Origin of the sequence: Geomonas limicola (assembly GCF_014193675.1) — a bacterium.
Classification (GTDB): Bacteria; Desulfobacterota; Desulfuromonadia; order Geobacterales; family Geobacteraceae; genus Geomonas; species Geomonas limicola.
Window position 1 is genome coordinate 147,570 of record NZ_BLXZ01000009.1, and the last position, 26,452, is coordinate 174,021.

Annotated in this window: 18 protein-coding genes; 5 read left to right on the top strand and 13 right to left on the bottom strand. The window is 65.9% G+C overall.

Features of this window, described 5'->3' with window-relative positions; all coding sequences use genetic code 11:
- Positions 1–22: 22 nt before the first annotated feature.
- The 4 genes from H7688_RS19610 to H7688_RS19625 form a co-directional block, all read right to left on the bottom strand.
- Positions 23–1,018 carry an aldo/keto reductase gene (locus H7688_RS19610; protein ID WP_183362943.1) on the bottom strand — a complete coding sequence of 332 codons (996 nt, stop codon included), beginning with the start codon at positions 1,016–1,018 and terminating at the stop codon, positions 23–25.
- 78 nt (positions 1,019–1,096) lie between these two features.
- Positions 1,097–1,327: a hypothetical protein gene (locus H7688_RS19615; RefSeq protein ID WP_183362944.1), complete on the bottom strand. Its 231-nt coding sequence runs from the start codon at positions 1,325–1,327 to the stop codon at positions 1,097–1,099.
- A gap of 307 nt (positions 1,328–1,634) precedes the next feature.
- The gene (locus H7688_RS19620; protein ID WP_183362945.1) at positions 1,635–3,071 is read right to left on the bottom strand and encodes an OmpA family protein; all 1,437 of its coding nucleotides are present in this window, start codon (positions 3,069–3,071) and stop codon (positions 1,635–1,637) included.
- 331 nt (positions 3,072–3,402) lie between these two features.
- A complete protein-coding gene (locus H7688_RS19625) occupies positions 3,403–3,771 on the bottom strand; it encodes a rhodanese-like domain-containing protein (RefSeq protein WP_183362946.1) in 369 nt (122 codons plus the stop codon).
- Positions 3,772–4,046: 275 nt separating this feature from the next.
- Here H7688_RS19625 and H7688_RS19630 point away from each other — a divergent pair, with 275 nt between their 5' ends.
- Entirely contained in the window at positions 4,047–4,328 is a 282-nt protein-coding gene (locus H7688_RS19630) for a flagellar biosynthesis anti-sigma factor FlgM (protein WP_183362947.1), read from the top strand.
- A 151-nt stretch (positions 4,329–4,479) separates the two neighbouring features.
- On the opposite strand, the gene H7688_RS19635 is transcribed toward H7688_RS19630, so the two are convergent.
- The 4 genes from H7688_RS19635 to H7688_RS19650 all read right to left on the bottom strand — a co-directional run bounded on the left by H7688_RS19635 (position 4,480) and on the right by H7688_RS19650 (position 16,331).
- Positions 4,480–9,357 carry an MBG domain-containing protein gene (locus H7688_RS19635; RefSeq protein WP_183362948.1) on the bottom strand — a complete coding sequence of 1,626 codons (4,878 nt, stop codon included), beginning with the start codon at positions 9,355–9,357 and terminating at the stop codon, positions 4,480–4,482.
- 48 nt (positions 9,358–9,405) lie between these two features.
- Complete coding sequence (locus H7688_RS19640; RefSeq protein WP_183362949.1) at positions 9,406–14,013, bottom strand: pilus assembly protein; 4,608 nt, start codon at positions 14,011–14,013, stop codon at positions 9,406–9,408.
- 156 nt (positions 14,014–14,169) lie between these two features.
- Entirely contained in the window at positions 14,170–15,726 is a 1,557-nt protein-coding gene (locus H7688_RS19645; RefSeq protein WP_183362950.1) for a M15 family metallopeptidase, read from the bottom strand.
- A gap of 140 nt (positions 15,727–15,866) precedes the next feature.
- Positions 15,867–16,331: an HIT family protein gene (locus tag H7688_RS19650; protein ID WP_183362951.1), complete on the bottom strand. Its 465-nt coding sequence runs from the start codon at positions 16,329–16,331 to the stop codon at positions 15,867–15,869.
- 199 nt (positions 16,332–16,530) lie between these two features.
- Between H7688_RS19650 and H7688_RS19655 the strand changes: the two genes are divergently transcribed.
- Both H7688_RS19655 and H7688_RS19660 read left to right on the top strand, forming a co-directional pair.
- On the top strand, positions 16,531–17,364 hold the full coding sequence (locus tag H7688_RS19655) for a L,D-transpeptidase (RefSeq protein WP_183362952.1): 834 nt from the start codon (positions 16,531–16,533) through the stop codon (positions 17,362–17,364).
- Positions 17,365–17,822: 458 nt separating this feature from the next.
- On the top strand, positions 17,823–20,147 hold the full coding sequence (locus H7688_RS19660; protein ID WP_246329896.1) for a CHASE3 domain-containing protein: 2,325 nt from the start codon (positions 17,823–17,825) through the stop codon (positions 20,145–20,147).
- 59 nt (positions 20,148–20,206) lie between these two features.
- On the opposite strand, the gene H7688_RS19665 is transcribed toward H7688_RS19660, so the two are convergent.
- Positions 20,207–20,500, bottom strand: a complete 294-nt coding sequence (locus H7688_RS19665; protein WP_183362953.1) for a hypothetical protein — start codon at positions 20,498–20,500, stop codon at positions 20,207–20,209.
- Positions 20,501–20,868: 368 nt separating this feature from the next.
- On the bottom strand, positions 20,869–21,138 hold the full coding sequence (locus tag H7688_RS19670; protein ID WP_183362954.1) for a carboxymuconolactone decarboxylase family protein: 270 nt from the start codon (positions 21,136–21,138) through the stop codon (positions 20,869–20,871).
- Positions 21,139–21,230: 92 nt separating this feature from the next.
- On the opposite strand from H7688_RS19670, the gene H7688_RS19675 reads away from it, so the two are divergent.
- On the top strand, positions 21,231–21,677 hold the full coding sequence (locus tag H7688_RS19675) for a bacteriohemerythrin (RefSeq protein WP_246329897.1): 447 nt from the start codon (positions 21,231–21,233) through the stop codon (positions 21,675–21,677).
- Positions 21,678–21,803: 126 nt separating this feature from the next.
- On the opposite strand, the gene H7688_RS19680 is transcribed toward H7688_RS19675, so the two are convergent.
- The 3 genes from H7688_RS19680 to H7688_RS19690 all read right to left on the bottom strand — a co-directional run bounded on the left by H7688_RS19680 (position 21,804) and on the right by H7688_RS19690 (position 25,948).
- Positions 21,804–22,232, bottom strand: coding sequence for a DUF2141 domain-containing protein (locus tag H7688_RS19680; RefSeq protein WP_183362955.1), 429 nt, complete (start codon positions 22,230–22,232; stop codon positions 21,804–21,806).
- Between the two features lie 90 nt (positions 22,233–22,322).
- Positions 22,323–23,771 carry a Do family serine endopeptidase gene (locus tag H7688_RS19685; RefSeq protein WP_183362956.1) on the bottom strand — a complete coding sequence of 483 codons (1,449 nt, stop codon included), beginning with the start codon at positions 23,769–23,771 and terminating at the stop codon, positions 22,323–22,325.
- Between the two features lie 149 nt (positions 23,772–23,920).
- Positions 23,921–25,948 carry a penicillin-binding protein 1A gene (locus H7688_RS19690; protein ID WP_371873210.1) on the bottom strand — a complete coding sequence of 676 codons (2,028 nt, stop codon included), beginning with the start codon at positions 25,946–25,948 and terminating at the stop codon, positions 23,921–23,923.
- Positions 25,949–26,167: 219 nt separating this feature from the next.
- Here H7688_RS19690 and H7688_RS19695 point away from each other — a divergent pair, with 219 nt between their 5' ends.
- Entirely contained in the window at positions 26,168–26,452 is a 285-nt protein-coding gene (locus tag H7688_RS19695) for a metal-sensitive transcriptional regulator (RefSeq protein WP_183362957.1), read from the top strand.

Genomic DNA, 26,452 nt, shown 5'->3' on the forward strand with positions numbered 1-26,452 from the left:
CGGGGTGGTGGGTCGCTTGGGCCTACTCCGAGCTGTCGATATACTGCAGCGCCTCCTTGGGATAGCGCTCTCCCGCCACCTGGAAGGAGGCGAGCGCCCCGTCGAGGGTGGCCCACACCGTGTCGGAGAGCCGCAACAGGGCAGCCTGGGCGTTCTCCTCGAGGTGACGCAGCTGCCGGGTCCCCGGGATGGGAACCACGTCGCTCCCCTGGCGCAACACCCAGGCAAGGGCCAGCTGCCCCGGAGTCACGTCATGGGCCGCGGCCAGCTCGCTCACCGTCTCCACGAAGGAGAGGTTGTGGCTTAGGTTATCCGGCTGGAAACGCGGGTTGCGGCGGCGCCAGTCGGTGTCGTCCAGGTCGTCGGCGCTCCTGATCTTGCCCGAGAGCACCCCGCGCCCCATCGGGCTATAGGCGACAAAGCCGATCCCCAGCTCGCGCAGGGTCGGGAAGAGCTTCTGCTCCACCTCGCGCTCCCACAGCGAATACTCCGACTGCACCGCGGTCAAGGGGTGCACGGCGTGGGCCCGGCGCACCGTCCCCGGTCCCACCTCGCACAGCCCGATGTAGCGCACCTTCCCCTGGGCCACCATGTCGGAGAGCGCACCCACGGTCTCCTCGACGGGGACGGCGGGGTCGAGGCGGTGCTGGTAGTAGAGGTCGAGGTAATCGGTACCCAGGCGTTTCAGGGACCCCTCGAGGGCGCGGCGCACCTGAGCCGGGCTGCTGTCCAGGGCAAGCTGCTCGCCATGGGGACCAAAGCGCCAGGCGAACTTGCTGGCGATGGTCACCTTGCCGCGCGGCACCTCCTTCAAAAGGCGCCCCAAGAGCTCTTCGTTGGCATAGGGGCCGTAGAGTTCCGCCGTATCCCAGAAGTTGATTCCCAGGTCGAGGGCTCGGCGCAAGACCCTCACGGAGCACTCGTCGTCCGGGTGCCCGTAGGCGAAGGACATCCCCATGCACCCCAATCCGAGCGCCGATACCTCGAGCCCCTGGCAACCGAGTTTTCTTTTGTACATCGCGTGCCTCCTTCCGCGCAGCCGGCACCCTCTCGGGGAGCCGTCGCTGTCGGGCGTTTGCGGGACGCTTCCCCGCAGCTAGGAGTCTGAATCCGTGTCGGCCCCGCTGCGGGGGGTGCGTTTGTCGAGCACCAGCCGCATGAGCGGGACGGTCGTGGCCACACCGACCAGGAACAGGGCCCAGCCGGCCGCCCGGCGCTGTTTCTCGCTGAACCGGTCGGCGAAGAGCAGTGCAACGCCGCCCCCCAAAATGGCCCGGGTTCCGGCTATGAGTGACAGCTCCGGCAGGGTGAGTCTGGACTCTTTCATAGATGCCTCCTTGCTCTGGCTTCGATTGGCTCAGTGCGGGTACCTTGTGCTTCGAGCCGCCGCGGAGCTCTCCGAATAAGGGTGTGAATCCTACAACATTCCGGCAATTTGCCTGTGAGAGAACCAGTTCAAAGTATAACAAGATCTCTGCAATGCGACAGCGCTTTCCGCCTTTGAGGAGCACCCTCGGCTCCAGACTAAAAAAATAGCCCATAATCTTTATGGGCTAGTGCTGTTCTCTTAAAGGGAACCTAAAAGAGTGATGCGAGGCCCGGGGCAGGAAACCCCGGGCCCAATCCTTGCGCCGCTAGCGAACCACGCAGTCGATCACGGCGTTGATGCGGCGGTTTTGCGCCCGCCCTTCCGGGGTGTTGTTGTAGCTGACCCGGCGGGTGGCACCGTACCCCTTGGCGGAGAGCCTGGAGCGATCGATCCCGAAGTTCTCCACCAGGTAGCGCACCACGTTGTCGGCACGCTGCTGCGAAAGCCTCATGTTGTTCTCCGGGCTCCCCACGTTGTCGGTGTGCCCCTCGATGACGGCGGTGGTGGTCGGGTACTGCTTCAGATAGTCGGCCACCTTGGCGATCTCGTCGCGGTACTGGGGTTTCACGTCGGCCTTGCCGGAGTCGAAGTCGATGACCAGCGACATGCAGAGCCGCTCGGCGGGCTGGATCTGCTGGACGTCGAAGGCGCAGTCGATGATCGCGTCGATGCGGCGGTTCTTCTGCTTGCCGGCCTCGGTGCTGTTGTCGGCCACCGGACGGGTGAAGCCGTACCCTTTGGCGGTGAGCCGCGAGCGGTCGATGCCGAAGTTGTCCACCAGGTAGTTCACCACGTTCTCGGCGCGCTGCTGGGAGAGTTCCATGTTGTGGTTGTAGGTACCGACGTTGTCGGTGTGACCTTCGATGACGGCGGTGGTGGTCGGGTATTTCTTCATGAAGTTGCCGACCTTGGCGACCTGCTCACGGTACTCGGGACGCACGTTGGCGCGGTCGATGTCGAACTCGATGTTCATGGTGACGCAGTACTTGTAGTGCCCCGGAGTCGGTTCGGCGGCAGGGACCGGGCCGAGCGGCGCTTCGCCTGCGGGGGGCGTCCCGGCGCCGGTGGCCGGTTGCTCGGCGGCAGGCTGGGCCGGAGCGCGCTCGGCAGGGGCCGGGGTGGTCTCGGCGGCGGAGGCCGCGGCGGGACGTGCCCCGCCAAACAGGAAGGTGAAGCCGAGCGAGTATTCCACGTTGTTGAACGCCTCGTGGCGCCAGTTCTCGTTGCTGAAGTCCCACAGGTAGCGAGCGTCGGCGCGCAGTGCGATGGAGTCGGTCATGAAGAACTTGACGCCGCCACCAACATTGGCGGTAACCTCGGAAAGATCCCCGGTCTGATTTTTCGGGTACTCGAACTGGATCCCGCCCGCGCCTGCCGCGATGTAGGGAACCATGGTCGACTGCGGCATGAAGTTGTAGAGGAAGTCAAGCCGGTAGGACCAGGTCGAGCGGTCGTGCCCACCGGGCATCTGTTCGGCGTTGATGTAGTTGCCCACCAGTTCGGTCTCGAAGCTGTCGGTCCAGTCGTAGCCCAGACGGACGCCGTACACCATCCGGTTGCGGCGCAGGGCCTGTTCCTCGTCGAACTTGTAGCCGCCGACATACGGGGAGATGGAAAAGGCCCCCGCCCGTTCTCCGGCATGTGCCAGGCCCGAGAGCCCGAGCACGGCCAGAAACATCATGCACGAGATTATCTTCTTCATGTGTGTCCTCCTTGGGTGGAAAGGCTTTCCCATGAGCGCTTTCCGGTTTGGATTATAGTGAAACTGAACTTGGAGCCTGCCCTGGGGCAGTCCACCCGCGGCAGAGCGGGCGAGGCGTGAACGATGCTAAGGTAACTGTTGGTTCTGACGGTGGATTGGCGGAGGATCAGGGCCGCTGCGGCATCTGGTTTTCAAGGGTCTCGTCCTCCCGGTAGGCAGGCGGAGATTCACATTAGTATTAAAAAATTAATGTTTATCAATATAGCTGGTACCAATGACATGTCAACCGCTCATTATGAAGGAAATTCCGACGCTTTCCGACGCGACTCGCTCAGAGCCCTCTGAGCCGGGTCATGCTTTTCCCCTCGCTGGTCTCCACTACCTGGATGCCGGCCCTGCGGCAGGCGTTGAAGCCACCGATGATCACCTGGACGTCCGGGAAACCGTGTTCCCGCAGCATGCGCGCCGCCGCGAGTGCCGGCGCATCTTCCGGTGCCGTCGAGTAAAGCACCACCTTGCGCTCCCGGGGGATCTCGTCCAGGTGGTTTTGCACGTCGTCATCCGTCAGGCGGAGCGCCCCGCGAACTTTCATGAGCGCCAGGTCCCTATCCGCCCCCCGCCGCACCTCCAGGAAGAAGACCGCCTCTCCCCGCTTCAGAAGCTCCCGTACCGACTCGGCCGACACCTCAAGATCACTCATCTCATTCTCCTTTGACTAGTAGCGCGGGGTTCCCGGCAGTTATGGCTATCCTGGCGGCAAGCTACAGCAGGATTGGCAAACGTTCATAAATTACCTTAGCATCTATTAATGTCAAGCTTGAAATAACAGTAACGGCCAGTGAGGAGCTGCCATGGAAGAAGAGAACCTGCCTGGTCTATGAGAGAAAAAGAACTGGTTTCCCTATTCTGGAATGACTATAATTCAGACACTTCGACAGTATTCCCTGCTGTCGTCACCCAATGCGAGAAGACACCATGAAGATTGTCCCGGGCCAGCAACAGCCCACCCCGATATCGGAAACGCCCACCAGTGACCCCAAACCAGCCGGCTCCTCGCCACAGCGCCCCGGCCCCCAGGCCATCCCGACCGGCGACCGGGTACGGCTTTCCGAGACTGCGCAGTGGCGCCTGAAGGTGCGCCCTGCCGACCAGCCGGAGCGGCTGGCCCAGCTCAAGGCGAGCATCGCGGCGGGAACCTACCAGGTAAGTTCCCGCCTGGTGGCCCAGAAGATGCTCGAGGACTCGGTGGACCTTTAAGGGGAGAGTGGTAGTGCCCCCTCGTGAGCGGTCAACCGCTACACTGCAAAAAAAAGGAGGGGGTGCCGCGTGGCCGCCCCCCCCTTCCTTCCCCCCTCTTTTTCCGCTCGATCCCTTTTCGAAAAATTGCGACAGCTGCACCACAAGGTTCCTAAAAATCCACCAGTCCTACGATCTTGCGCATGATCACCAGCACGTCCCCCGCGTCGATGCGCCCGTCGGGGCGCGGTGCACCGTCGACCAGCGGTGCCACGTCACCGTGGGCCAGGAGCGCTGCACTCACCGGCTCGAGCCCGAGCGAGGCCTGCAACGCCAGCTGGGCGTCGAAGAGGTCGATACAGCCGTCTCCGTTCAGGTCGCCGCGAATCAGCTCCACCTTCACGATGTTGCGCCTGGTCAGGCTCACCCCGGCCAGCGGATCCAGGGCGCGCGCTACCACCGACACGACTCCCTGTGCCGGTAGCGTGATGCGCTGCTCGAATCTCCCCCCCTGCACTACGGGGGTGTAACTGGTGCCACCCGCCTCGAGGGTGACGGCGGTCACCCCGGCTCCCACACTCCCCCGCACCACGAGGCTCGCCAACTCGGTCCTGAGGTCCTGGCCCGGCTCGTCAATGGCGAGCGCCGGGAGGCCCGGGCGCCAGTCGAGGCTCCGCTTGAGGCACGCGCTGCGACCGGCGCGCCGCGCGGTGAGCTCTACCGTGTTGTTCCCCTGTGCCAGCGCCCCCAGGAAGCTGAAGACCCCGGTCTGGGGCTGGACCGTGACCGGAAGCGCGGGGGCGCCGTTCAGCACTACCGAGAGCTCGCTCCCCGGGGTGACGCTTCCCGTGAGGGCCAGCTCGCCCCCACCGACGATACTGTTGTCCGCGGGAGCGACCAGGAGGATTTCCGGCGCGGCCGCGTCGAGCGTGACGTTCAGCGTGCGGCCGGTACTGTTCCCCGCCGCGTCCCGCACCAGCACCTCGACCAGGTTGTTTCCCGGGGTAAGGGGGACTGCCCAGCTGAAGGGGCTTTGAGGATCCGGCAGTGCCACGCCGTTCACCGTGAGGCTCGCCACGCCGACGTTGTCCCGGGCCTGGCCGCTGAGGTTGAGCACCGGGTTCGCGGTCGCCGAGCCGCTGGAAAGGGTGGAGAGTTCGAGCTGCGGCGGCTCGGACTCGGGGGCGACGCTGAGCGCTTGGGGGACCGGCAGGGCGGGATTGAAGTTCGCGTCGCCGCCCTGCAGTGCGGTCAGCACCGCGGTGCCAGCCCCCTTGACGGTGACCTGGTTCCCGACCACCTCGGCGACGCCCGGGTCCGAGCTCTGGAAGCTGACCGGAAGGGCGCTCGAGGCGCGCGCACTCAGGGTGAAGGGGGGATCGCCCACCCGGTGCGCGGCGACCGGGGCGAACTCGAGGGTCTGCCCCGCCCGATGTACCACCAGGGTCCGGGTGACCGGGGGGGCCGGATCCAGGTCGGATGACCCTGGCTGCGCTGCGCCTATGACCGCGTTCCCGGCGCCGGTGATGCTCAGCACCCTGCCGTTTACCTGCGCCACCTGCGGGTTCGAGCTGGTGAAGTTCAGGGCGAGGCCGCTACAGGCAGTGGCGTTGAGTTCGAAGGGAGGATCTCCATAGGTCCGCTCGGCGAGGGGCGGAAAGACGATCTCCTGGCAGGACCTGACGACGCTCAGCACCCCGTCTTGCAAGGTGAAGCGGTAATTGGCGGCGGCGAGACTGCCGGTCGCCACGGTTATCGGATAGCTCCCCACCGCGCTCTCCGGGGTTGCCGTCGTGGCAAGCTGGGGCTCCCCGGCCAAAACCGCGGGGGTCTCCCCCCTGACGAACCCCTGGTAGCTCACGGTGAGCGGAGGGTTGGGGGTCCGGTAGGCGCGGGCCTGGTCGTCGGCGCGCACCATAAGCGGAGCCTGGGTGACCGTGAAGTTCCCGGCGAGGTAGCTTAGCTGGTAGTTGTTCAAAAGCCCGCTGCCACCGTCGTCCGCACGCGCGCTGACCTGGTAGCTGCCGACGTTTTCGCCCGGGACGCGGCTCGCGCCGAGCTGGATCCGCCCCGGCCCCAGGTCCGCCGGGAGCAGCCCGCTCTGGGTGGCCACGAGAACCGGGTCCGGCTCACCGTAGCTCTTCGTGCCGTCGTTGCCCGTAAGCGTCGCGTTTCTCTCCGAGATGATCAAGGTCCCGGGCTGAAAGGTGACCTCGTAGTTGGCACCGGCACTCAGGGTCCCCTGGCCGATGGCGTAGAGTCCCACCGTCTCCCCCGGCACCCGCGAGAGCGCCCCGGTGAAACTGTCGCCCGGGGCAAGGGGCGGAGTGAAGCTGAAGGTGAGCGGAGGGTCGGCGTCCCCGTACCGCTTGGTCTGGGCGTCGGCGCTCACCGTGATCGTCGCCTGCTGGGGGGGATCGAGGTAGTAGAGCAGCACGCTTTCCATGAGGGTCCCGCCGCTCCCCCTGTCGCCGGCAACGCGCCCCTGGGCCCGCAGGTAACGGTTGGCGCGCAGGCCGTACTGGCCGAGGTTCAGGTTGCCGATCCGCCAGCCGCCGGCGACCCGCTCGCCGTAGCCCAGAAAGGTCCAGCTCGCCTCGGGGGTCTCGGGGTCCTCGCAGTACTCGAACCAGACTTCCCGCAGCTCCGGAGCCGTGCCGCAGCGTCGCCAGGTGGCGCCGCTGCCGTCCGCAGCCACCGCGAGCGACTCGGCAGCCCAGCCGTACGCGTAGCGCGCCATGCGCTTGAGACCGTTGCCGTTCACCGAGTCGAAATCCCCTCCCAGTAGCAGCTTGCCGTCGGGCTGCAGGTTCACCGTGTTCACCTGCCCGATGATGGTGGAACCGTGGTAGACCAGGGGGCCCAGGTCGAAGTCGGGATCCACGGTCCCGTCAGGCCGGATGCGGGCCACGCAGTCCCGATAGTAGCTGGTTCCCGTGGCGTCCCGCACGTGGTCGAACACCCCGTAGATGATCATCCCCCCGTCGGCCTGGAGATCCGTGCGCATGACGGTGCTGGCGACGGTGTAGCCGTCAAAAAGGGTCATGGTCTCCACCCGGAAGCTGTGATCGATGCTGAGGTCCGGGTTCAGCCGGACCAGGGTACGCTCCCAGTCCGGCACGCTGGGTGGTGCCGGCCCCCCGCCGGAAACCAGGAGCTTGCCGTCGGGCTGCAGGACCAGCCCCATGATCAGACTCATCATCCCGGTCACGCTGGTGTCGAGCTGGCCGTCGTTTTTCAGCCGCAGCAGCTTACCGTTGTTGGTCCCCACCAGCAGTTTCTGGTCCGGTTGCAGGACCACCGTGTACACCACGCTGTCCAGTTCGGGCGGGTCGCTGAAGCTTGGATCCCGGCTGCCGTCGTTTCTAAAGCGCGCCAGGTAGCGGTAGGGGGAGGCCGTCGCCGTCATGCGCCCACCGAGGTAGAAGCTCCCATCTGGAATCGCGCTGCCGTTGGGGAGGGTGCTCCCCTTGGGAAGCGGCAGAATCACGGCGATCTGGTCGGTCATCGCGAGGGCCTTTATGGCAGCGTTGAAGGCGGCAATCTGCGGGTCGGCGTTGACGCTTCCCCGGGCGTCGAAGCGGGCCAGGATCTTCTGCGGCACCCCGTTGACCTGCAGGAAGCGCCCCCCCACCAGGTAGCTGTGGTCCGGAAGCGGCGTCATCGCGTTGATCGCGCCGTTGACCCGGAGCGTCGGGTCGAAGTTGGCCGGTTCGGTCAGGTTCAGGTCTTCCTTGAGCCGGGCGAGGTAGTTGCGGGTCTGTCCCTGCACCGTGGTGAACAGGCCGGCAAAGGTGATGGTGCCGTCGGGTGACGGGGAAATCGCGCTGACCGCCCAGTCGAGGGCCAGGTTGGCAGCGGCCAGGTCGTCGTCCAGCGCCCCTCCGGGATAGAAGCGGGCCAGCCGGGTGCGGGTGCGAGCCCCGGCCAGGCTGAACGCGCCACCGGCCAGGAGCTTCCCGTCGGGCTGCAGGGCGAGCGCGCGGACCGGAGCATCGAGGAGAGGAAACAGGGTGGTGTCCCAAAGGCCGGAACGGCTCAGTCGTGCCAGGCGGCCGGCAGCGCTGCCGGAGATCGTCGTGAAGTCCCCCCCGACGACGATTTTGCCGTCCGGCCGGACCACGATGCTGCGCACCGCCGCGTTGGGGGCCGCGCCGAATCCGGCGTCCGGGGTGCCGTCGCCGGCAAGCCGGGCCAGGAACCCGCCACCCAGCGCACCTGCCGCGAACGTGCCGCCGACCAGGACCTTCCCGTCTCCCTGCAGGGCCAGGGCGAACACGCTCCCCCCCGGGTCGGGAGCCGCAAAACCTGGATCCGGGGCGCCCGTGAGGGAAAGTCGCACCAGTCCGGCCCGCGGTGCCGTGAAATCCCCCCCGAGGAGGAGCTTCCCGCCTGCCAGCAGCACCGCGTTGACCGCAGCGTTTGGGGGGGTGCCGAGGTTCCAGGCGGAGGCGCCCGGATCGGAGCTGGCCACCGAGACCCGGGCCAGGTTGGCGCTCGGGGTGCCGGCGACCAGTTCGGCAAAGGCCCCGCCGACCACCAGGCCGCGGCCGTCGGGCATGAGCGCAAGCGCATGCACCCGGACCGGGGTCGAGGTGCTGACTGGGTCGAAGGGGTCGAGGGTGCCGTCGCTGCTCGCCACCCGGGCCAGGCCGCGGCGCGGGGCGCCCCCGAGCTGGGTGAAGTCCCCTCCCACCAGAAGGTGCGGCGCGGCAGCGGGGAGGTCGGGATCCGGCTGCAGGGCGAGTGCCCGCACCGGGCCGTTGGGGGGAGGCGGGGCGAAACTGGTGTCCAGGGTGCCGTCAGGGTTCAGGCGGGCCAGGTTTGTGAGGGTGACCGAAGGGGTGCCGCCGGTAATGCTGAAATCCCCGCCGATGACGATCTTGGCGTCCCAGGGCTGCACCACCACGGCCTCAACGGCGACCCCGCTCAAGGAGACCGGTCCGGCGTTCCCCGTCAGGAAGCCGTCCACCCCGGTGTAGCCCGGTAGCGACGCGGGAAAGAAGGTACCCACCAGCAGCAAAACCAGGCCCACGATGCGCACGTTCATGCCTGCCTCCCACGGGCTACGCCCGGTGCCTGACACCGGGCCGGCCCGTCAGCGTTCCTGGATGTGGATGATCTTTTTGAGGGGTTTGAGGCCTGAGTTGGTGACCAGCCTGGCATTGCCCGGCTTGCCGGAGAGCGCCTCGCTGCGCCGTCCATCCCGGTCGCTCCACCCGGATAGGGAGAGCTCTGCCGTGCTGGCATCGGAGAGCGGTACCAGCCCCTTGCCGCTGCGGGGGGCGCTTCCGGCCGTGTCGTAGCGCACCCCCCACAGGTAGGAGCTCCCCTGCCGGCAGGGGTCGCTCGCCGGCTTGAAGCTTGGGAAGTAGACCACGCCGCCGGTGAGCGCACCGGGGTTGGCGGTGAAGCGCTCGCTGCCGTAGCCGTCGGCTGCGGGGTCGAGCCCGATCCACCACCCCTTGGTGTCGCTTCCGGCGGGGACCGGGCCGCGGCTTGCGTCGTAGAGGTCGGCAACCCCCAGCGCGGCAGCGGTGCAGACGATGCCATCTTTCGGGGTGAGGGTGTTGTCGGGACGGTAACAGGGCTCCTGCACCCCGAAGAGCGCCCGCCCCGCGCTGAGGTCGTCGCGGTTGTAAAAGTAGCGCCCGGTACCGAAGTACAGCCACAGTTTGTTGTTCCTGCGGTCCTGCAGCTTGGAGATGCTCCCGGTCACCGGGCCGATGCCGTCGATCACCCGGCTCACCTGCCAGGTGGCGGGATCCAGTCGTTCGCGGGTCAAAAGGCGCAGCACCCCTCCGGTCCAGCTGCCGTCCCCGGCCTTGCGGGTGTACCCCAGGTAGAGGGCATCGTCCTGGTAGAAGCCGTCCGAGACGGGACTCCAGCGGTCGGCGTCGATCCCCGCCCCGGAGAGGCTCCCGCCGAAGGCGTTGGCGATGCCGGTGTCGATCACCCAGTAGTTCACCCCCAGGACCAAGGGCCCGGCAGGGTTCAGGTCGACCACGAAGAGCTTCAGGTTCTGGTCCGAGGTCCCCTGGAACTGGCAGAGGTCAGGGTCGATGGAGCCGGTCGGCCCCGACGCGAAGACGGCGAACCAGCGGCCGTTTTTGGTGTGGGCCGGCAGTGCCGAGGTCCCGTCCCTGGCAGCGTTGATCTTCAGGATCGCGGGTCCCGAGGTGGCGAAGCCCAAACCCGGCGGCGCGAACTCCCAGAGCAGACGCGGTGCCGCTCCCTTGCCATCGGCGCGCTGCCCCGTGACGTCGAGGGCGAAGTAGGCCGAGAACCCGGCATCGGTGCGGGGAGACTTCACACAGGTCCCCCCTCCCCCCTCGCTGCAGCTCCCGGCCGGACTCCGGGTGGCTCCCCCCTGCCCCATCCCGCCGATCAGCACGGTGCGCCAGCTGCTCCCCGCGTCGTCCTTGGGGCAGTTCCAGTAACCGTCCCGGCTGCACTCCACGGGTCCCGCGATGGCCGCATCGACCAGTGTCGGACTGCCGTCCACGTAGTAGAGGTGCGGGTAGTCGGGCTCCTTCAGGTAGCGCAGGTAGGGGAGCGCGTTTCTCGGCACGAAGGCCCACTCCTCACGCCCCAGGTCCGTCCCTTCCAGGCTCGCCCGCTGTCCCGCGCTCCACTCGGGCTGCGGGGTGAGCTGCAAGGTCCCGAGCCGGAAGGCGTGCAGCATGCCGTCGTTGGCGCCGAGATAGACGGTGCCGCGGCCTTGGTAAGCGCCCCCCTTGAGAAACGCGCGGTAGGACGGGTCCCCGTAACCGCGGGGCGGGGTCAGGCTGTACCCGGCAAGGGGGTTGACCGACTGTACGGCGGGGGTGGAAGAGATGATGTCTCCCAGCTTCCAAACCCTGCGCTCGCCGCCGGGGGTTCGGGCTACGCTGCGGCTGCGGGTCTCGGCGGCGTCCTCACCCCGGACGTAGGAGACGATCTCCGCCGCCTCGCGCAGGCTGGCCGCCTGCAGGAGCACGCGCTGGTCCGTGCTGTCCGAACTGAGCGTGGTGAGGTTGCTCCCGTCGGTCTGGGTGTAGATGGTCCGGCTTTGGGGATCCCGGCTCCAGAGCTGGAGTCCGGCGCGCCACAGGCTCTGCAGTGCCTCGAGGGTCACCGGGCGCGGGTAGCCTGCGGTTTGTACGAGGTCGGCGCTGCCGTCGCCGTTGGCGTCCTGGTAGAGAGTTGCCCGGGTTTCCTTGGCGCCGGGGTCGTAGCTGAAGCGGACCACCCGGTCCCGCTTCAGGTCCAGGCTCAGGAACCCGCCGGTGTCCTCCCTGATGGTACTGGCAGTACCGCTACTCCCCAGGAGCGGGTCGAGGTAGTACCAAAGCGCCTGCATCTCGCCGATCCAGCTCGCCGAGCTCGCCCCGCCGTCGAAACTCTTGGCCGGGTAGAACTGTTCCTGCAGGTAGAGCGCGCCGTTGGCGTCGCCGCTCGAGATGATGGAGGCGTCGGTCCCGGCGCTCGACCCGGAGCCGATCTGCTGGAACACGCGGGAGAGGGCACTCGCCAGGTCCGCGGGGCGCTGGACGTTCAGAAAGCGTCCGCCCCCCTTGGTCGCCACCAGCTGCATCAGCTTCTCGGGGACCCCCTCGTCACCGGTACTGCAGCTCCCGTCGGGCAGATACCCGGCCCCGCTCGTGGGATCGCCACAGGGGACACCGGTGTAGACCACGTAGCTCGTGATGAAGTCGCGGTTGTTCTGGATCGGGCGGGACGGGTCGTTGATGTTGGTGTGGTTGGCGATCCAGGCGAGGTCGTCCACGTTGTAGCTCCCCTGGAACGGGGGACCCGTCCCCGGCTGGTCGGAGCTGCTCGTGGTCTGGCTGGAAGGCATCCCCCCTCCCCCCCCGAAGTTCCGCACGGCACCGGCCAGGTAGTCGCTCACCACCCGGGCGCGATCCGCGGTGGACATGCCGTCGGTGACCATGAGGATGTTGTTCTTCTGGCAGCTGTACTGCGACGGTATCCAGGTTTCGTCGAAGTCCGCAGCCTGGAGCCTTAAGTCGGTGCGGTTGGCGTAGTAACCGATCGCCTCGTAGAAGGCCTCGGCCCAGGGGGTCCAGGAGTTCGCGTTGACGGCGTCGATCGCCGCGATGAGCCCGCTCCCCGGGGTGTGGTCGCCGAGCGGGGAATGGTTCAGGTAGGAAATCACCCGTCCCCCGTCCAGGTGGGGATCTTCCCGGCAGGCGTCCCGGCTCGCGACGAGGCAGTCGGAGGCCTGGGCGCATTCGCGCCGGGGTGCCGGGTCGTACTGGCAGTGCTTGACGCAGGGGACCGGGCTCGACTCGTCCCCGCATTCCGAGCCGGCCCCGTTGTCGTTGAACACCATCGCGCCGAAGTTGATCTGGTTGCCGTACTTCTGTACCAGCCCGGTGGGGGCGCTGGCGGCAGGCACCCGGGGCACCAGCGTCCCGGAAACCTCCCCGAGGTTGCTGATCCCGGCATCGAGGATGAACCCCGGGACGTTCAAGGTGGTGCCGGTCATGTTCGCCGTGACCGAGGGATCGGTGAGCCAGGGGTGCGCCAGGTCCTTGCAGTAGTCGAGGGTCTGCCTCTCGAGGCAGCTGGACACCATGGGGGAGCCGTAGCCAAAGGTCAGGTCGTAGCAGGAGCCCAGGTATCCGTTACTGTAGGATTTCCCCTGGTAGGTGGTGAGGTGATGGAACACGCCCCGGCCACAGACGTCGTCGCCGGTGTTCTTGACGATGTCAAAGGGGTTGCCGCCATAGACCCCATCGATGCGGGCCTGGCAATCATCCAGGAGTTTCGGGTCAAAGGAGAGCGAGCCGGTAGCGAAGAAGGTGTAGCAGTCGGCCATGATCTCGGTGTAGACCTTCCCCTTGCTCGGGGTGCCGTCCGCGTCGTACTGGTTGCTCAAACAGCCAAGGGCGGCCTGGCTCAGCGCAGCGACCCCCGCCCCATCCCGCCAGGCCGTGATCGCCGCGAGACAGGCGTCCCGGTTGTAGAGGTTCGCGTAGATCTCGATCCGCGAGAGTCCCCCCCGCCCCGACTGGTAGGAGTACTCGGGCTCCGAAGGGATCGGGCCCCGCACCGCGAAGGTAATCGGTATGGTGCCGACCATCTTGACGAAGCGCTTTCCCTGGCAACCGCGGGTTTCCGCCGACAGGAGGCCGGTTGCCGGGTCGTACTTTCCCCCGGTGAGCGCCCGTTTCTCGAGGTCGAGCTTGCTCATGACGAGCCAGTTCAGGAAGTTGCCCCGGGCCAGGAAGTTGTCGACGCGCTGGTAGCTGGTCCCCAGCGCGGTCACGTCCGGGACGGTGTTGACGCAGAGGTAGTCGGTACGGGCGGCGCCGCAGCGCTCCGCGGCGGGGATGCCTGTCGGATCGGCGGCAATCTCGAAGCGGCTGGCGCCAAAATCGTAGCGGTAGGAGAGTTCCGGCTGGAAGTACCCGAGATAGCTGGCGTTGTTGTCGTAGCTGTCATCCAGGCAGTAGGTGGGGGACTCGGTAGAGGTAGTGGTATAGGCGAGGTCGTACATGCTGGCCGAGTTGTCGATCATGAGCAAAAGGTTCGGCTTGATGCCGGACCCGGCCAGGGGGGGAACACTGCAGTAGTTCCGTGCGCTGGGAATGCCCGGGACGTCGGCCCACGCCGGGAGGTTCACCCCGGCCAGCACAAGTGAGCAGAGCAGCACGATCAGGCAGCGTCCCGCCGCGCCTCCTGGATACCTGGTTTCCATGGCACCCTTCCTCGTCTTGGGGCGGCCGCTGCACCGCCATTAGGATTTTCAAACCTGCACTAGTATAGCCGCAGGCCCGCCAAAATAAAGCAGGCGGGGCCCGGGAAACGGGTTGGCTGCAGGTTTCGCTGCCAGGATGGAGGGGAGAGGTCGGCGTTAGCGGCGCGGGAGGGTGCCGCCGGGAGCCGTAAGGCCCAGTAGTTTGGGGGAGAAATCGAGGTGCTGGTAGTCCGGGAAGCGCCAGTCGCCCCCCCAGCGAAAGCCGCGCTCGAGGAAGGCGTCGAGGGGGGCAGTCCCGGGAAGCAGCATCCCGGGCCGGGGGCGGTCCCGGTCCAGATACTGCGCGGCAGCGGGGGGAGCGATCGGGCAGGCAGCCGGGTAGCGGGGACACCAGCACGCGGCAGCGTTGTCCCGGCAGCCCGCAGTGGCGAGGAGCTCGGCCTCCAGCGTCGCGCGGTCCAGCCCCAGGGCCGGCAGCGCCTCGCGGTCCGGGCTCAGGAAGGGGTTCTGGACCGGGTTCAGGTCGAGGGCGGTACCGTAACTGTGCAGGGAGAAGGTCCCCGGTTTGCCGGGAACGCAGCGGCAGTTGAAGCCGGAGCTGTTGTCGGCTGCCATGGAGCGTGCATCGTCCCCGGCGTACTCGTCGATGAGCCGCAAGGAGGCGATGGGGAAACGGGTACGGTACAACGTCTCCAGTGCGTCCAGTGCCAGCGGGGCCAGCGCGGCGTGGAGCACCAGTTCGCCGTAGTGGCTTACGCCGTCGAATCCCCAGTAGCGCAGCACCAGGTAGGCGAGTTCCCCGGGAGCCACCGGGCACCCCGGCCGCCAGGAGCCGCTTCTCTCCAGCTGGCGCTGCAGCTCGACCGGCAGGGTTACCGCGGCCCCCCGGTACTCACCCTGCCGGTTCAGGGCCAGGGGACGCCCCCCGGCAAGGCGCGTCCGGAACTCCTGTGGCAGGTCGGAAGGCAGAGTTTGGGCGATCCCCCCGGCAAGTACCTTGAGATCATCCGGTGAGCCGAGCGCGAGCTTCGGGTGGCGCTCCGGGTCGAGCCAGGCCAAAAGCCTGAGCAGGTCGGGCTCATTCAGGGAAACGCACCCGGAGGTGGTTGCGCCCGGAGCACGCTCGAGGTGCAGGAAGATGGCGCTTCCCAGGCCGCGCAGCACCGGGTCGCTGTTGTAGTCGAGCACCAGCACCCACCGGTAGAGCTGGTCTGGGCGCAGTAGCCGCTCAAAGGAGCGCGGCGCGCCGGTGCCGCGCAGCACCGGGCGGTTGTAGTCCGGGGAGAGCGGGTCGTCGACCCAGAGATCGTCCGGTCCCACCTGCCGGTAGGGGAGCCGTCCCGGTGCGTCGGCACCCGCGCCGAAACTCCCGGTCAGGGGAAAGAGTCCCGAAGGGGTGCGACCGTCACCTTCGCGCTTCTCCCAGGGAGGGGCCACACCGTTGCGGCCGAGGTTCACCGCGACCGCAACGAAACCCGGCGCCGGCCGCCAGCCGCCGTGCTCCCGCGTCAGGGGGTAGAGTGTCCCTTGGCTCGGGAGCCCCGCCGAAGGAGCTACGTAGAGCAGCTGGTCCCCTGGGAGCGCGTCGGGAAGCAGGCGTTCCAACAGTTCACGGGCCGTCTCCGGCAGTTCGCTTGCCCCCCGTTCCCCCGCGCCGGAAACCAGGCGCAGCCCGGAGCAGCCGAAAAGGGAGAGGGTCAGGGCGAGGAGCACGGCGCGCGCTCCCCAGCGTAACAGGACGGCAGGAACGCGAGATCCCGTGATGGGTGCAGTGGAACTGGTAACCATGAGGAAGGATCTACTACGAGGAGGTGGGCAAAAGCAAGTGAATCCTGGAACGGGCCAGGTGCGGGCTAACCAGGACGCGCGGCGGCCCGGCGGATCCGCTCGGCGACCTCGGCCATCTCGGCTTCGTCGCGGTACCCCACCCGGGGCCAGAAGAAACCTTTCAGGCCGTCACCCATCCGGCGCGGCACGATGTGGACATGCAGATGGGGGACGCTCTGGCTCACCCGGTTGTTGAGGGCGACAAAACTCCCCTGGGCATCCAGGGCAAGCTCGACGGCCCGGGCCAGCAGCTGGGCGGACAGGAACAGCGGGGTCACGAGGTGCGGCGGCAGTTCCGGCAGCGTGACGTGGTGCGCCCTGGGAACCACCAGGAGGTGCCCGGGGAACAGCGGCCGGCGGTCCAGAAAGGCCACCGTCAGGTCGTCCTGATAAACCGTGTGGGCCGGCAGTTCGCCCCGCACGATGGCACAGAACCGGCAGGTAGCAACCGTCTCGCTGCCGGCGACTGTTGTTCCCGTTTCCCGTTCCATGGCTCTCCTCCCGTTCCGCAGCCTCCCCTCGCCCACTGGGATCGATTCTACTCGCCCGGTGCACCATGGCAAGGGGAGGAGCGAAGCGGTGCCAGACTTGAAGAAACCAGGGACCCGGCTATATTAATCAGCTGTAATGCTTTCCGCACACCCGCCCCCGCAGGGGGGCTCACCAGCCTGAACCGTACCGAGGGGTCCCATGAGCATCGTGCGCTCGTTTTTCATCGCCGTTAGCGCCTGCCTCGTCTTCACGCCACCGGCGGACGCCGCATTGAAGCTCAAATCGCTGTGCGAGATCCACTACCCGAGCGACGACCGGATCGAGTGGACCTGCGAGAAGCTCGAGTGGCAGGACACGCCCGCCTCGAAGTTCGGGGCCTCCTGGCAGGACGTGCTCCGCTTCAACCGGCTGGACCGGCGCCATTTCCTGGGCGGCCGCTCCATCAAGGTCCCCAAGAACCTGACCCAGATCTTCCACTACAGCCCGCTCCCCCTCAGCTATCCCGAGGCGTCCCGGGAAGCCAAGTTCATACTCATCGACCAAGGCGAGATGTTCCTGGGGGCCTACGCGTACGGCCGGCTGGTGCTCTCTTTTCCCGCTGCCATTGGTATCGAGAACCATCGTGTGCCGACAGGCGACTACCAGGTTGACGCCGCGGACCGCACCCACCAGTCCAACCTCTACCAGGTCGAAGAGATCGACCGCCCCTACCCGATGCACTACGGTCTGCGCTTCTTCGTCGACAAGAGCAAGGACGGCTGGCCCTCCTACTGGATCCACGGCCGGAACCTCCCCGGCTACCCCGCCTCGCACGGCTGCGTCGGCCTCTACGACGAGGAGATGCAGGTGGAATACTACAGCGCTCACGACCAGAAGGTGAACAAGAAGTACTACCACCCGCTCACCCTCCCCTACCTGGAAGGGGCCCGGAAGCTCTACCAGTGGGTGGTGGACCCGCGCAGCGACCCGGGCACCTTCCACCTGATCGGAAACGGCCCCAAGGTGAAGGTAGTCGGAGAACCGCCGATCTAGTAGCGAACTCCCGCGCCCCGCGGGCGATCCCCCGAAGTTTTCTCCCTCACCAGTCCTCCAGCCCCCTCATGATGGCACGGTCCACAGGTTCCTCTCCTCATGCTCGCCCGGCTGGGCTCCCTGCCGCCCCCCCTTTTCGCCTCCCCCCGGGCAGCTACGACCGGCGTTGCCTGGCGGCGGGTGCGCCGATTTCTGTCCTAGGGCCGACGGCCGCAGGAGTACAATGAACTGGAAGGTAAGGAGGCTCTATCATGAGATTTTCAACGCCGCAGGGACACCGTTTCGTTCACGGAAACAGCACGTTCCCGGGCGTTCCTACCTTGGAACGCGGCCTAGGCCAGGCATGCAGAGCTAACTGAACCGGCCCGGAAACACCGAAGTGGTCCGGGCCTCCCTTTCCGCTGTTCAGCTCCCGCCCCGGGTGGCGGGAACCCAGGGTTACGGAAACGTCCATGTCGATGAAGAAGAGATGCCAACTGGTGCTCGATGCCCTGGCGAAGCTCTGGCGAGCCGAGCCGGTCTTCGGCATCTTCCAGCGTGCCGACCTTGCCAAGGGGCGCCTGGTGCTCCTGGCCAGCTTCGCCATCACGCTGGCCATCTCGGTCTGCATGGGTTTTTTCTCCTACCAGAACCTGAGAGCCACCCGCGAGGCGAACCGTTGGGAGAAGCACACCTACCTGGTGATCCTGGAGCTGGACAGCCTGCTCAGTGCGGCAAAGGATGCCGAGTCGGGAGAACGGGGCTTCCTGATCACCGGGGACCTGAAGTACCTGGCTCCCTACTACCAGGCCATCGGCAACGTGAACGCCCACCTGGCAACCCTGCGGCGTCTCATCCGCGACAACCCGGACCAGCAGCACCGTCTGGACCGCATCGAACCGGAACTGCGCAGCAAGCTCGCTCTTTTGGACGAGAATATCCGGCTGCGCTCCACGCGCGGCTACCAGGCGGCACGCGAGCACCTCACGAGCGACCTGGGGCGCCGGACTATGGATGACCTGCGCGAGCAGGTGGGGCAGGCGGTACGCCAGGAAAAGCGGGTGCTCAGGGAGCGGGCGCTGGTGGAGCGGACCTACTCGGCCCGCAACTTCTCCTACCTGCTCGGCGCCAACCTGGTCGGGGTGCTGCTTTTGTGCATCCTGTACCTGTTTTTGTGGCGTGAGTTCAGCCGCCGCATCCACAACGAGCGCGACCTGATCGCCAACCGGGACCTTCTCGAGCAACAAAACCGCGAGCTGCGTAGCGCCGGTGAGGAACGCCAGGCAATGGAGGCCCTCATCGGCAAGTTCAGCGATCTCTACGACCTGGCACCGGTCGGGTATTTCAACCTGGACCGCTGCGGGGTGATCCGGGCCGTGAACCTCACCGGGGCGAGTTTCCTGGGCATAGAGCGATCCACGCTCTTGGGTCGCCCGCTGGAAGGCTTCCTCACCGAGCCAGGCCGCCCCGCGTTCCTGGAGTTTTTGGAGCGGGTCTTCGTCAACCTGGGGGAAAAGGCAAGTGGAGAGGTGGTGTTCCAGGGCGAGGTCTTCGCCCGGGTCGAAGGGGTGGCCTCGGCATCCCGGGAGGACTGCCGGGTGGCCATCTTCGATATTTCGGATCTCAAGCGCTCGGAACAGGAGCGCAGCCGCCTCGAAGACCAGTTGCACCAGTCCCAGAAGATGGAATCGGTGGGACGGCTGGCGGGCGGGGTGGCCCACGACTTCAACAACATGCTGAGCGTGATCCTGGGGCAGGCGAACCTCGCCCTCATGGACCTCTCCCCCGGCGATCCGCACTATACGGCGCTCGACGAGATCCGCAAGGCGGCCGAGCGGTCGGCGGACCTGACCCGCCAGTTGCTCGCCTTCGCCCGGCGCCAGCCGGTCGCCCCGAAGGTGCTGGACCTGAACCGGACCATCGAAGGGATGCTCACCATCCTGGAGAGGATCCTGGGGGAAAACCTCCGGCTCGCCTGGCATCCCGGGCCCGGGCTGTGGCCGGTCCGCATCGATCCAAGCCAGGTGGACCAGATCCTGGCGAACCTCTGTTCCAATGCCCGCGACGCCCTGGGCGAGACCGGCACGATCAGCATCAGCACCCAGAACCGGACCCTCGACGAGGAGTACTGCGCCCACAACGCCGAGCTGGTGCCGGGCGACTACGTGCGGCTCGCGGTGAGCGACGACGGCTCCGGCATGGACGAGGAACTCATCAGCCACATCTTCGAGCCGTTTTTCACCACCAAGGGGGCCGGCAAGGGAACCGGCCTGGGACTCGCCACCGTTTTCGGGGCGGTGAAACAAAACAGCGGGTTCATCAACGTCTCAAGCGAGCCGGGGCTGGGGACCACCTTCAGCATCTACCTGCCGCGACACCGGGAGGAGCAAGCGTCGGCGAGCCAGAGGCCGGGGGAAGCGACCGCCCAAAAGGGGCAGGAAACGGTCCTGGTGGTGGAGGACGAGGAGGCGGTTTTGAGCATGGCGCAGCAGATCCTGACCCGGCAGGGGTACCGCGTGCTGGCGGCGAACTCGCCCGCCGAGGCGATCAGGCTTACCAGGGAGCACACCGGGGAGATCGCGCTGTTGATCACGGATGTGGTCATGCCTGAGATGAGCGGGAGGGACCTGGCGGCGCAGCTGCTGCGGGAGAACCCGAACCTGAAACTCCTGTTCATGTCCGGCTACACCTCGGACATCGTCACGCACCACGGAGTGCTCGACGAGGGGACCTATTTCCTGCAGAAACCGTTCAGCAGGGGGGAACTTGCAACCAAGGTGCGCGAGGTGTTGGACCGCAATTGAGCGCGGCCGGCGTGGGGCGGGGCCCGGGCCGCCCGGGAGGGCGGCCGGTAAAGGAGAGCCTAGGAGGCGTAGCGGGTGGTTTGATCCTTGATCTGGTGGATGTGTCCCTTGATCTGCTCGATTTCGGCCTTGATCCTGCCGGAGTTGCAGGCAGTGCGGATCTGTTCGTAGAGCGAGTTGAACTCGCGCTCGCTGCTGGCTACCCCTGCCACCCGGTACTCCACTTTCTGGTCCAGGAGGATGCGCTTGGTCTGTATCAGCTGAACCTCGAGCTTGAGCTTCTCGATGATCGGCAGATCGCTGTTCTTCAGCTCCGCCAGGCACTTGGTGAGAATGCTGTATTGCTTCAACATAAAGGGTCCTCCCGTTCTGGTAACTACGCCGAGTGATTAACCAAAAAGCGTACCAACGGGCGGAACGGGGATACTTCCTAACTTTTCAGACAGTTACGAACCACCCGGCAGGTACGGCCGGTTCCGGGCTCTGTTCCTTTTCTTACACCCTGCAGGGCCAGGACCGAAAAAGCGGCACAATGACAAGCATTTATGCTGGCACTGTAAAAAAACGAACACTGTGAATAATTTTACGACTCTATCTTGCAGCGCGTATCCTATCAAAGTATATTAAATCTACATTAATTACACCGTGAGCGAAATAGCAGATTGAGTCAGATGTTTACCTAGAGGATCCCAAATAGAGAACAAAGTGTTTCCAATGAGTATCACACAAGGTCTTCTTTCTCAAAACCTTGCATAGCAACGGCGGTGGTAACGCCGGCATTGACCGCCGCAGTGATATCGATTGCCTGCAGCAGCGCCTCCTGGGGAATCCCCGTCTCCAGTGCCTTGCGCATCCTGGTGCCGGTGCAGTGCACGCAGCCCCGCGTCAGCGCGACGGCAAGACCGATCAGTTGCTTCTCGCGGTCTGTCAGGTGTTCGGCGGCATGGGAGTGTTCCAACAGCGCCGTTGCTGCGAAATCTTCGAGTTTCATAGCCAATCCCCCTCAAGACGATGATATGGCACTTATTATAACAGCTCAAAGAACTGGACATTCCGATCGGCTGCAGTTAAAGTGCAGACATCGTGCAGTCTAAGGTGGGTACCTCGCTGAAGGAGGATACGCTGGTGATCGAGTGGCAAGACTCTCTGTCAGTCGGCGTGCTGGAGATAGACATCCAGCACAAACTGCTCTTCGAGCGTTTTAACAGTTTTCTGCAGGCCTGCCAGTCGGAGGCCGAGCACGACAAGGTGCACCGTTTGTTCTGGTTTCTCGAGGCCTACGCGGTGACCCACTTCACGGAGGAAGAGAAGCTCATGCAGGCATCGGGCTTCCCGGATCTCCCAATTCACCGCAAGCAGCACCTGGAGTTCGCCGCCGAGGTCGCCAGGGTCAAGGAGCAGCTGCGCAGTGAAGGGCCAACCGCGCCCCTGGTGAACGGCCTTACCACGTTCATCAGCGACTGGCTGGTCAGGCACATCTCCCAGATGGACCGGGCCATCGGCAGGCACCTGCAGCGTAGCGCGACCTAGGCCGGACATACGTTCAGCTTCAGCGCACGCGCACACCGTGGCCTCGCCCGGTGACCGAACGCGCGCCGGGGGAAAAAAAAGGGACCAACCACTTCCCGGTCAGGTCCCTTTTTCACGTCCAGGTTTCTACTTGAAGATGAGCTGGATGGTCTGGGTCGGTTGCTTCAGCTCGAAAGCGGCATCCGCGAAGCTCGGGGGGCCCATCAGACCGCGGGCCCCGTTGGATGCCGCGGTCGGCTCCACCGGCCACCCCAGGAGGCTGCGGTCCAGGGTGCCGTTGTTGTTCTGGTCGTGGTAGGCGGCAGCGGCGTAGCTGCCACGGGGGATACCGGTAAAGGCGAGTTCCAGCTCCGGTCCGGCGACCGGCGCGGACTTCTGGGCCACCGCCTTCTCAGGCTGGGTCGGAAAGCCCCCGGGCTCCTTCCAGAGCATGACCCGGACCGTGCCGAACGGCTTGTGCAGACCGGAGATTTTCACGGTGAGGGTTTCCGCGACGGCGGCGTTTTGCCAGCCAAACAGCACCACGAGGACCAGCAAGGACACGGATTGCTTCATGAATCGCCTTCCGGGTAGATGGAGTGGCGGCCCGCTCTTTTAGGGGGTGGGTCGCCCGATCCTTGTAGCACATCTTGCCCGGCGGCGCGATCATTTTTCCGGTTCCGCCTGGGCCTCGGGCTCCAGGGAGGCATAGAGCGTCTTGCCGGAGCGCTTCAAAAGGAGCAGGAGCGGTTCGCCCGACGGGGCCTCCCGGAGGGCCGCCTGGTACTCGACCAGGGTACGCACCGGCTTGCGGTTTACCTCCAGGACCAGGTCCCCCAGCTGCACCCCGGCCTCCTCCGCGCGCCCCCCCGGTTCGAGCTCCACTACCGCGACCCCGCTCTGTTCCTCGATGCCGGAATGCTCGCGCAGGCTCTCGGTCAACTCGGCCACCCTAAGCCCTGGCCCCGATCCGACGCCGGCCGCGGGGTGCGGCTTTGGCTTCTCCTGCTCTTCGCGTAACTCCCGTACCACCAGCGTCTTGCCCAGCTCCAGGCCGTCGCGCACCACGAGGACCGTGACCCGCTCCCCGACCGCCGTCTCGGCCACCAGGCGGGTCAGCTCGCCGCCGTCGTTCACGTGCTTGCCGGCAAAGGCGCTGATGACATCCCCCTGCCGGATCCCGGCGTGCTGCGCAGGACTCCCCGGCTCCACCTCCCCCACCAGCGCTCCCTTGGCCTCCTTCAGGTTGAAGGAGCGGGCGATCTCCGGGGTGACGTTCTGCACCCCTGCCCCGATCCACCCCCTGACCACCCTCCCCCGGGCCTGAAGCTGGGCGATCACCCGCTTGGCGAGGGTACTCGGAATGGCGAAGCCGATCCCCTGGCCTCCCGAGACGATGGCCGTCGTGATGCCGACTACCTCCCCCTTAAGGTTCACCAAGGGTCCCCCGCTGTTGCCCGGGTTGATCGGGGTGTCGGTCTGCAGGAAGCTGTCGTAGGGACCGGACCCGATCACCCGCCCGGTCGCGGAGATGATCCCCTGGGTGACGGTGTGCTCGAGCCCGAAGGGGTTTCCCACCGCGAGCACCCAGTCCCCCACCCGCATCCGGTCCGAGTCCCCCAGGGTGAGCACCGGCAGGTCCTGAAACCGGGTGGAGATCTTCAAAAGTGCCAGGTCGGTCTTGGCATCGCGCCCCACCACCCTGGCCTTCAGCTCGCGGCCATCCGAGATCTTCACCTTGATCTCCTCGGACCCCTGCACCATGTGGTTGTTGGTGACGATGTAGCCGTCCCGGGTAACGATGATCCCGGACCCCAGGCTTTGCTGTTTCATCTCGCGGTCCGGCAGGTCGCGGAAGCGCTTGAGGAACTCCCCCAGCGGCGAGTCGTCTTCGGGACCCAGGAAATGGCGGAACGGGTTTCCCGGGACGGTGACCGTAGAGGTGGTGCTGATATTCACCACCGCAGGGGTGACCCGTGCGGCGAGCTCCGCGAAGGAGGGGGGAATACCGGCCACCTCGCTGCGCCCCTGGCGCTCGCAGCCAAACGGGAGTACCAGGAAAAGGGTGCACAGAGCCAACAGCGCCTTGGGCCTAACCGTATGCCACAGGTTCATCGCGCGCCTCCTCACCGCAGTCTGACCGCCGACACCCCACCTAACGTAACTAAGATGGTTTTAATGTCAACGAACGGCGCAAAAAAGGCGCCTTCCCCGGGCGGGGAAGACGCCGTGCGACGTCGGGTGGCAATGAAGTGAAGGTAGCCTTACTGGAGCTGCGGTTGCGCAGCACCCGGGACCGGTTGGGGATCCGGCGCCTGCAGCTCCTGCTCGGGGAAGCTCTCGGTGCCTGCCGGGGGAGCCGGGGCGCTGCCGTGTTTCGGGCAGTACTCGGTGGGCTCGGTCCCCGGAAGGAAGAACTCCTCGCGCGGGTTGGGGCACTGCGGCGTGGCGAGCTTCCCGGTCGTCGGATCGATGGTCGCCGTGACCACCGTCTCCGGTTTGGGGAAATCGACGACCGGCTTGCCGGCGAGCGCTCCCCTCATGAAGCGCCCCCAGATCGGGGCTGCGACGGCGCCGCCGGTAAAGCCGCGTCCGCCGGGCTTCGGCTTGTCGTGCCCCACCCAGACGCCGGTAACGAGCTGCGGTGTGTAGCCTACAAACCAGGCGTCGCGGTAGTCGTCGGTGGTGCCGGTCTTGCCGGCGGCCGGGCGCTCCTGGCTGAACTTCTTGAGCCCCTTGGCGGTCCCGTAGGTGAGGACGTCCTTGAGCATCAGGGTGGTTACGTAGGCGGTGGCCGGGGCGAGCGCCGGGGTCACCACGGGGGGGATCTCGGTCCAGGCGCGGCGCCTTTGGTCGTAGATCCGGATGATGGTGCGCGGCTCCGAGCGCACCCCTCCGCTGGCGAGCGGCGAATAGGCGGAGACCAGCTGGCTTAGGGTCACCTCGTCGGTCCCCAAGGCAAGTGAGAGCCCGTTTTGCGGATGCAGCGACAGCCCGAGGGTGCCGGCGAATCCGGCGAAGTAGGGAACGCCGATGGCGTCTAACAGCTTCACGGCGATCACGTTGTTCGAGTGCGCCAGCGCCTCGCGCAGGGGGAGCTCGCCAAAAGCCTTACGCTCGTAGTTCACCGGTGTCCAGCTCTGGCCGTTGCCCCGATCGTAGGCGACCGGCGTGTCGTTCATGAGCGTTGCGGCGGTGTAGCCCTTCTCGAGCGCCGCCGCATAGATGAGCGGTTTTACCGAAGAGCCGGGTTGACGCCTGGCCAGAAAGGCGCGGTCGTAGGGGCTCGCGGCGAAATCGACCCCGCCTGCCGCGGCCAGCACGTCGCCGGTGGCGGGGTCCTGGCAGAGGATCGCCCCCTGCAGCTTGGGTGAGATTTTCTTCACCCCGTCGCGCAGCGTCTCCTCGGCCAGGTTCTGCAGGTTGAGGTCCATGGCGGCGATGACGTCGAGTCCCCCCTGCTCGAGGACCCCGGCGCCGAAGCGCTCGATGAGCTTCGCCTTCACGTGGGCCAGGTAGTAGGACTGCTTGCCGGGTTTGATCACCGTGGCCGGATGGGCCATCAGGGTCTGGCGCTCCCGCTCGCTGATCATCTTCATGTCGACCATGCGCTTGAGTACCACCGAGCGGCGCAGCGCCACCTTCTGGGGATCCCCCAGGGGGTTGTAGCGCCCGGGCGCCTTGGGTATGCCGGCCAGGAGCGAGCACTCCGCGTCGGTGAGCTCCTGGGGTTGCTTGTCGAAGTACAGGCGTGCCGCCTGGGCGATCCCCCAGGCCCCGTTACCGAAGTTGATCTCGTTGAAGTACATCTCGAGGATCTGCGCCTTCGAGTATTTCTTCTCGAAGTCCATGGCGAGCTGCGCTTCCTTCACCTTGCGGTCCAGGGTCTTCTCGCCGGTCAAGAACTTGTTCTTGATGAGCTGCTGGGTGATGGTCGAGCCCCCCTCGGCCATGCGCCCCTTGGCGACGTCCTTCACCAGGGCGCGCGCGATCCCTTTCAGGTCGATGCCGTTGTGTTCGTAGAAACGGGAGTCCTCAACCGCCACCAGGGCGTCCTGCAGGAACTTTGGGATCTGGTTGATGGGGGTCCAGTAGCGCCCTGTGGGGAGGATCCGTCCGGCGAAGCGGCCGTCGCGGTCGAAGACCCGGATCGAGCCGGTGTTGGCAGGGAGCAGGGGGAAGGTGGCGACCTTTTCCGCGAACGCGGAAGAAAGCGGGAATACGATCAAAAAGGCCGCCAGGGCAAGAGCCTTGAGCAGCCTGGTGGACAGCGGGGTAACGGGAGACGACAAGATAGGTTCTCCTTTGCAAGCGGGATGACGCTCGGTAATTTTTACTCCTTCCGGCCAAGCTGCGTCAAGCTGCAAATGCCAATGCTGCGGCAGAAGCGGCTTCACGGCAAAGAAGGAGGAGGATGCGGAACTGGTACCACGGTTTTCCCTTGACGCACATACCCCCAAGGGGTATCTTCAGTTCATACGATACCCCACCGGGGTATAAGGGAGTCTGCCATGGAAGAGAGTCAGAAAAAGCTGGTGGCCCGGGTCAAGAGGATCGGCGGACAGGTGGCAGGTGTCGAGCGGATGCTCAACGAAAAACGCTACTGCGTGGACATCCTGAACCAGATCGCCGCCATACGCTCGGCGCTGGATGCCCTGGGGGTGGAGCTTTTGACCCGACACCTGGAGAGCTGCGTGCTCGGCCACGGCAGTGACAACGAACACCCGGAAGCGAAGGCCATGTCGCAACAGGAACTTTTGGCCGAAGTGAAGACCGCCCTGTCGCGGTTTCTCTAG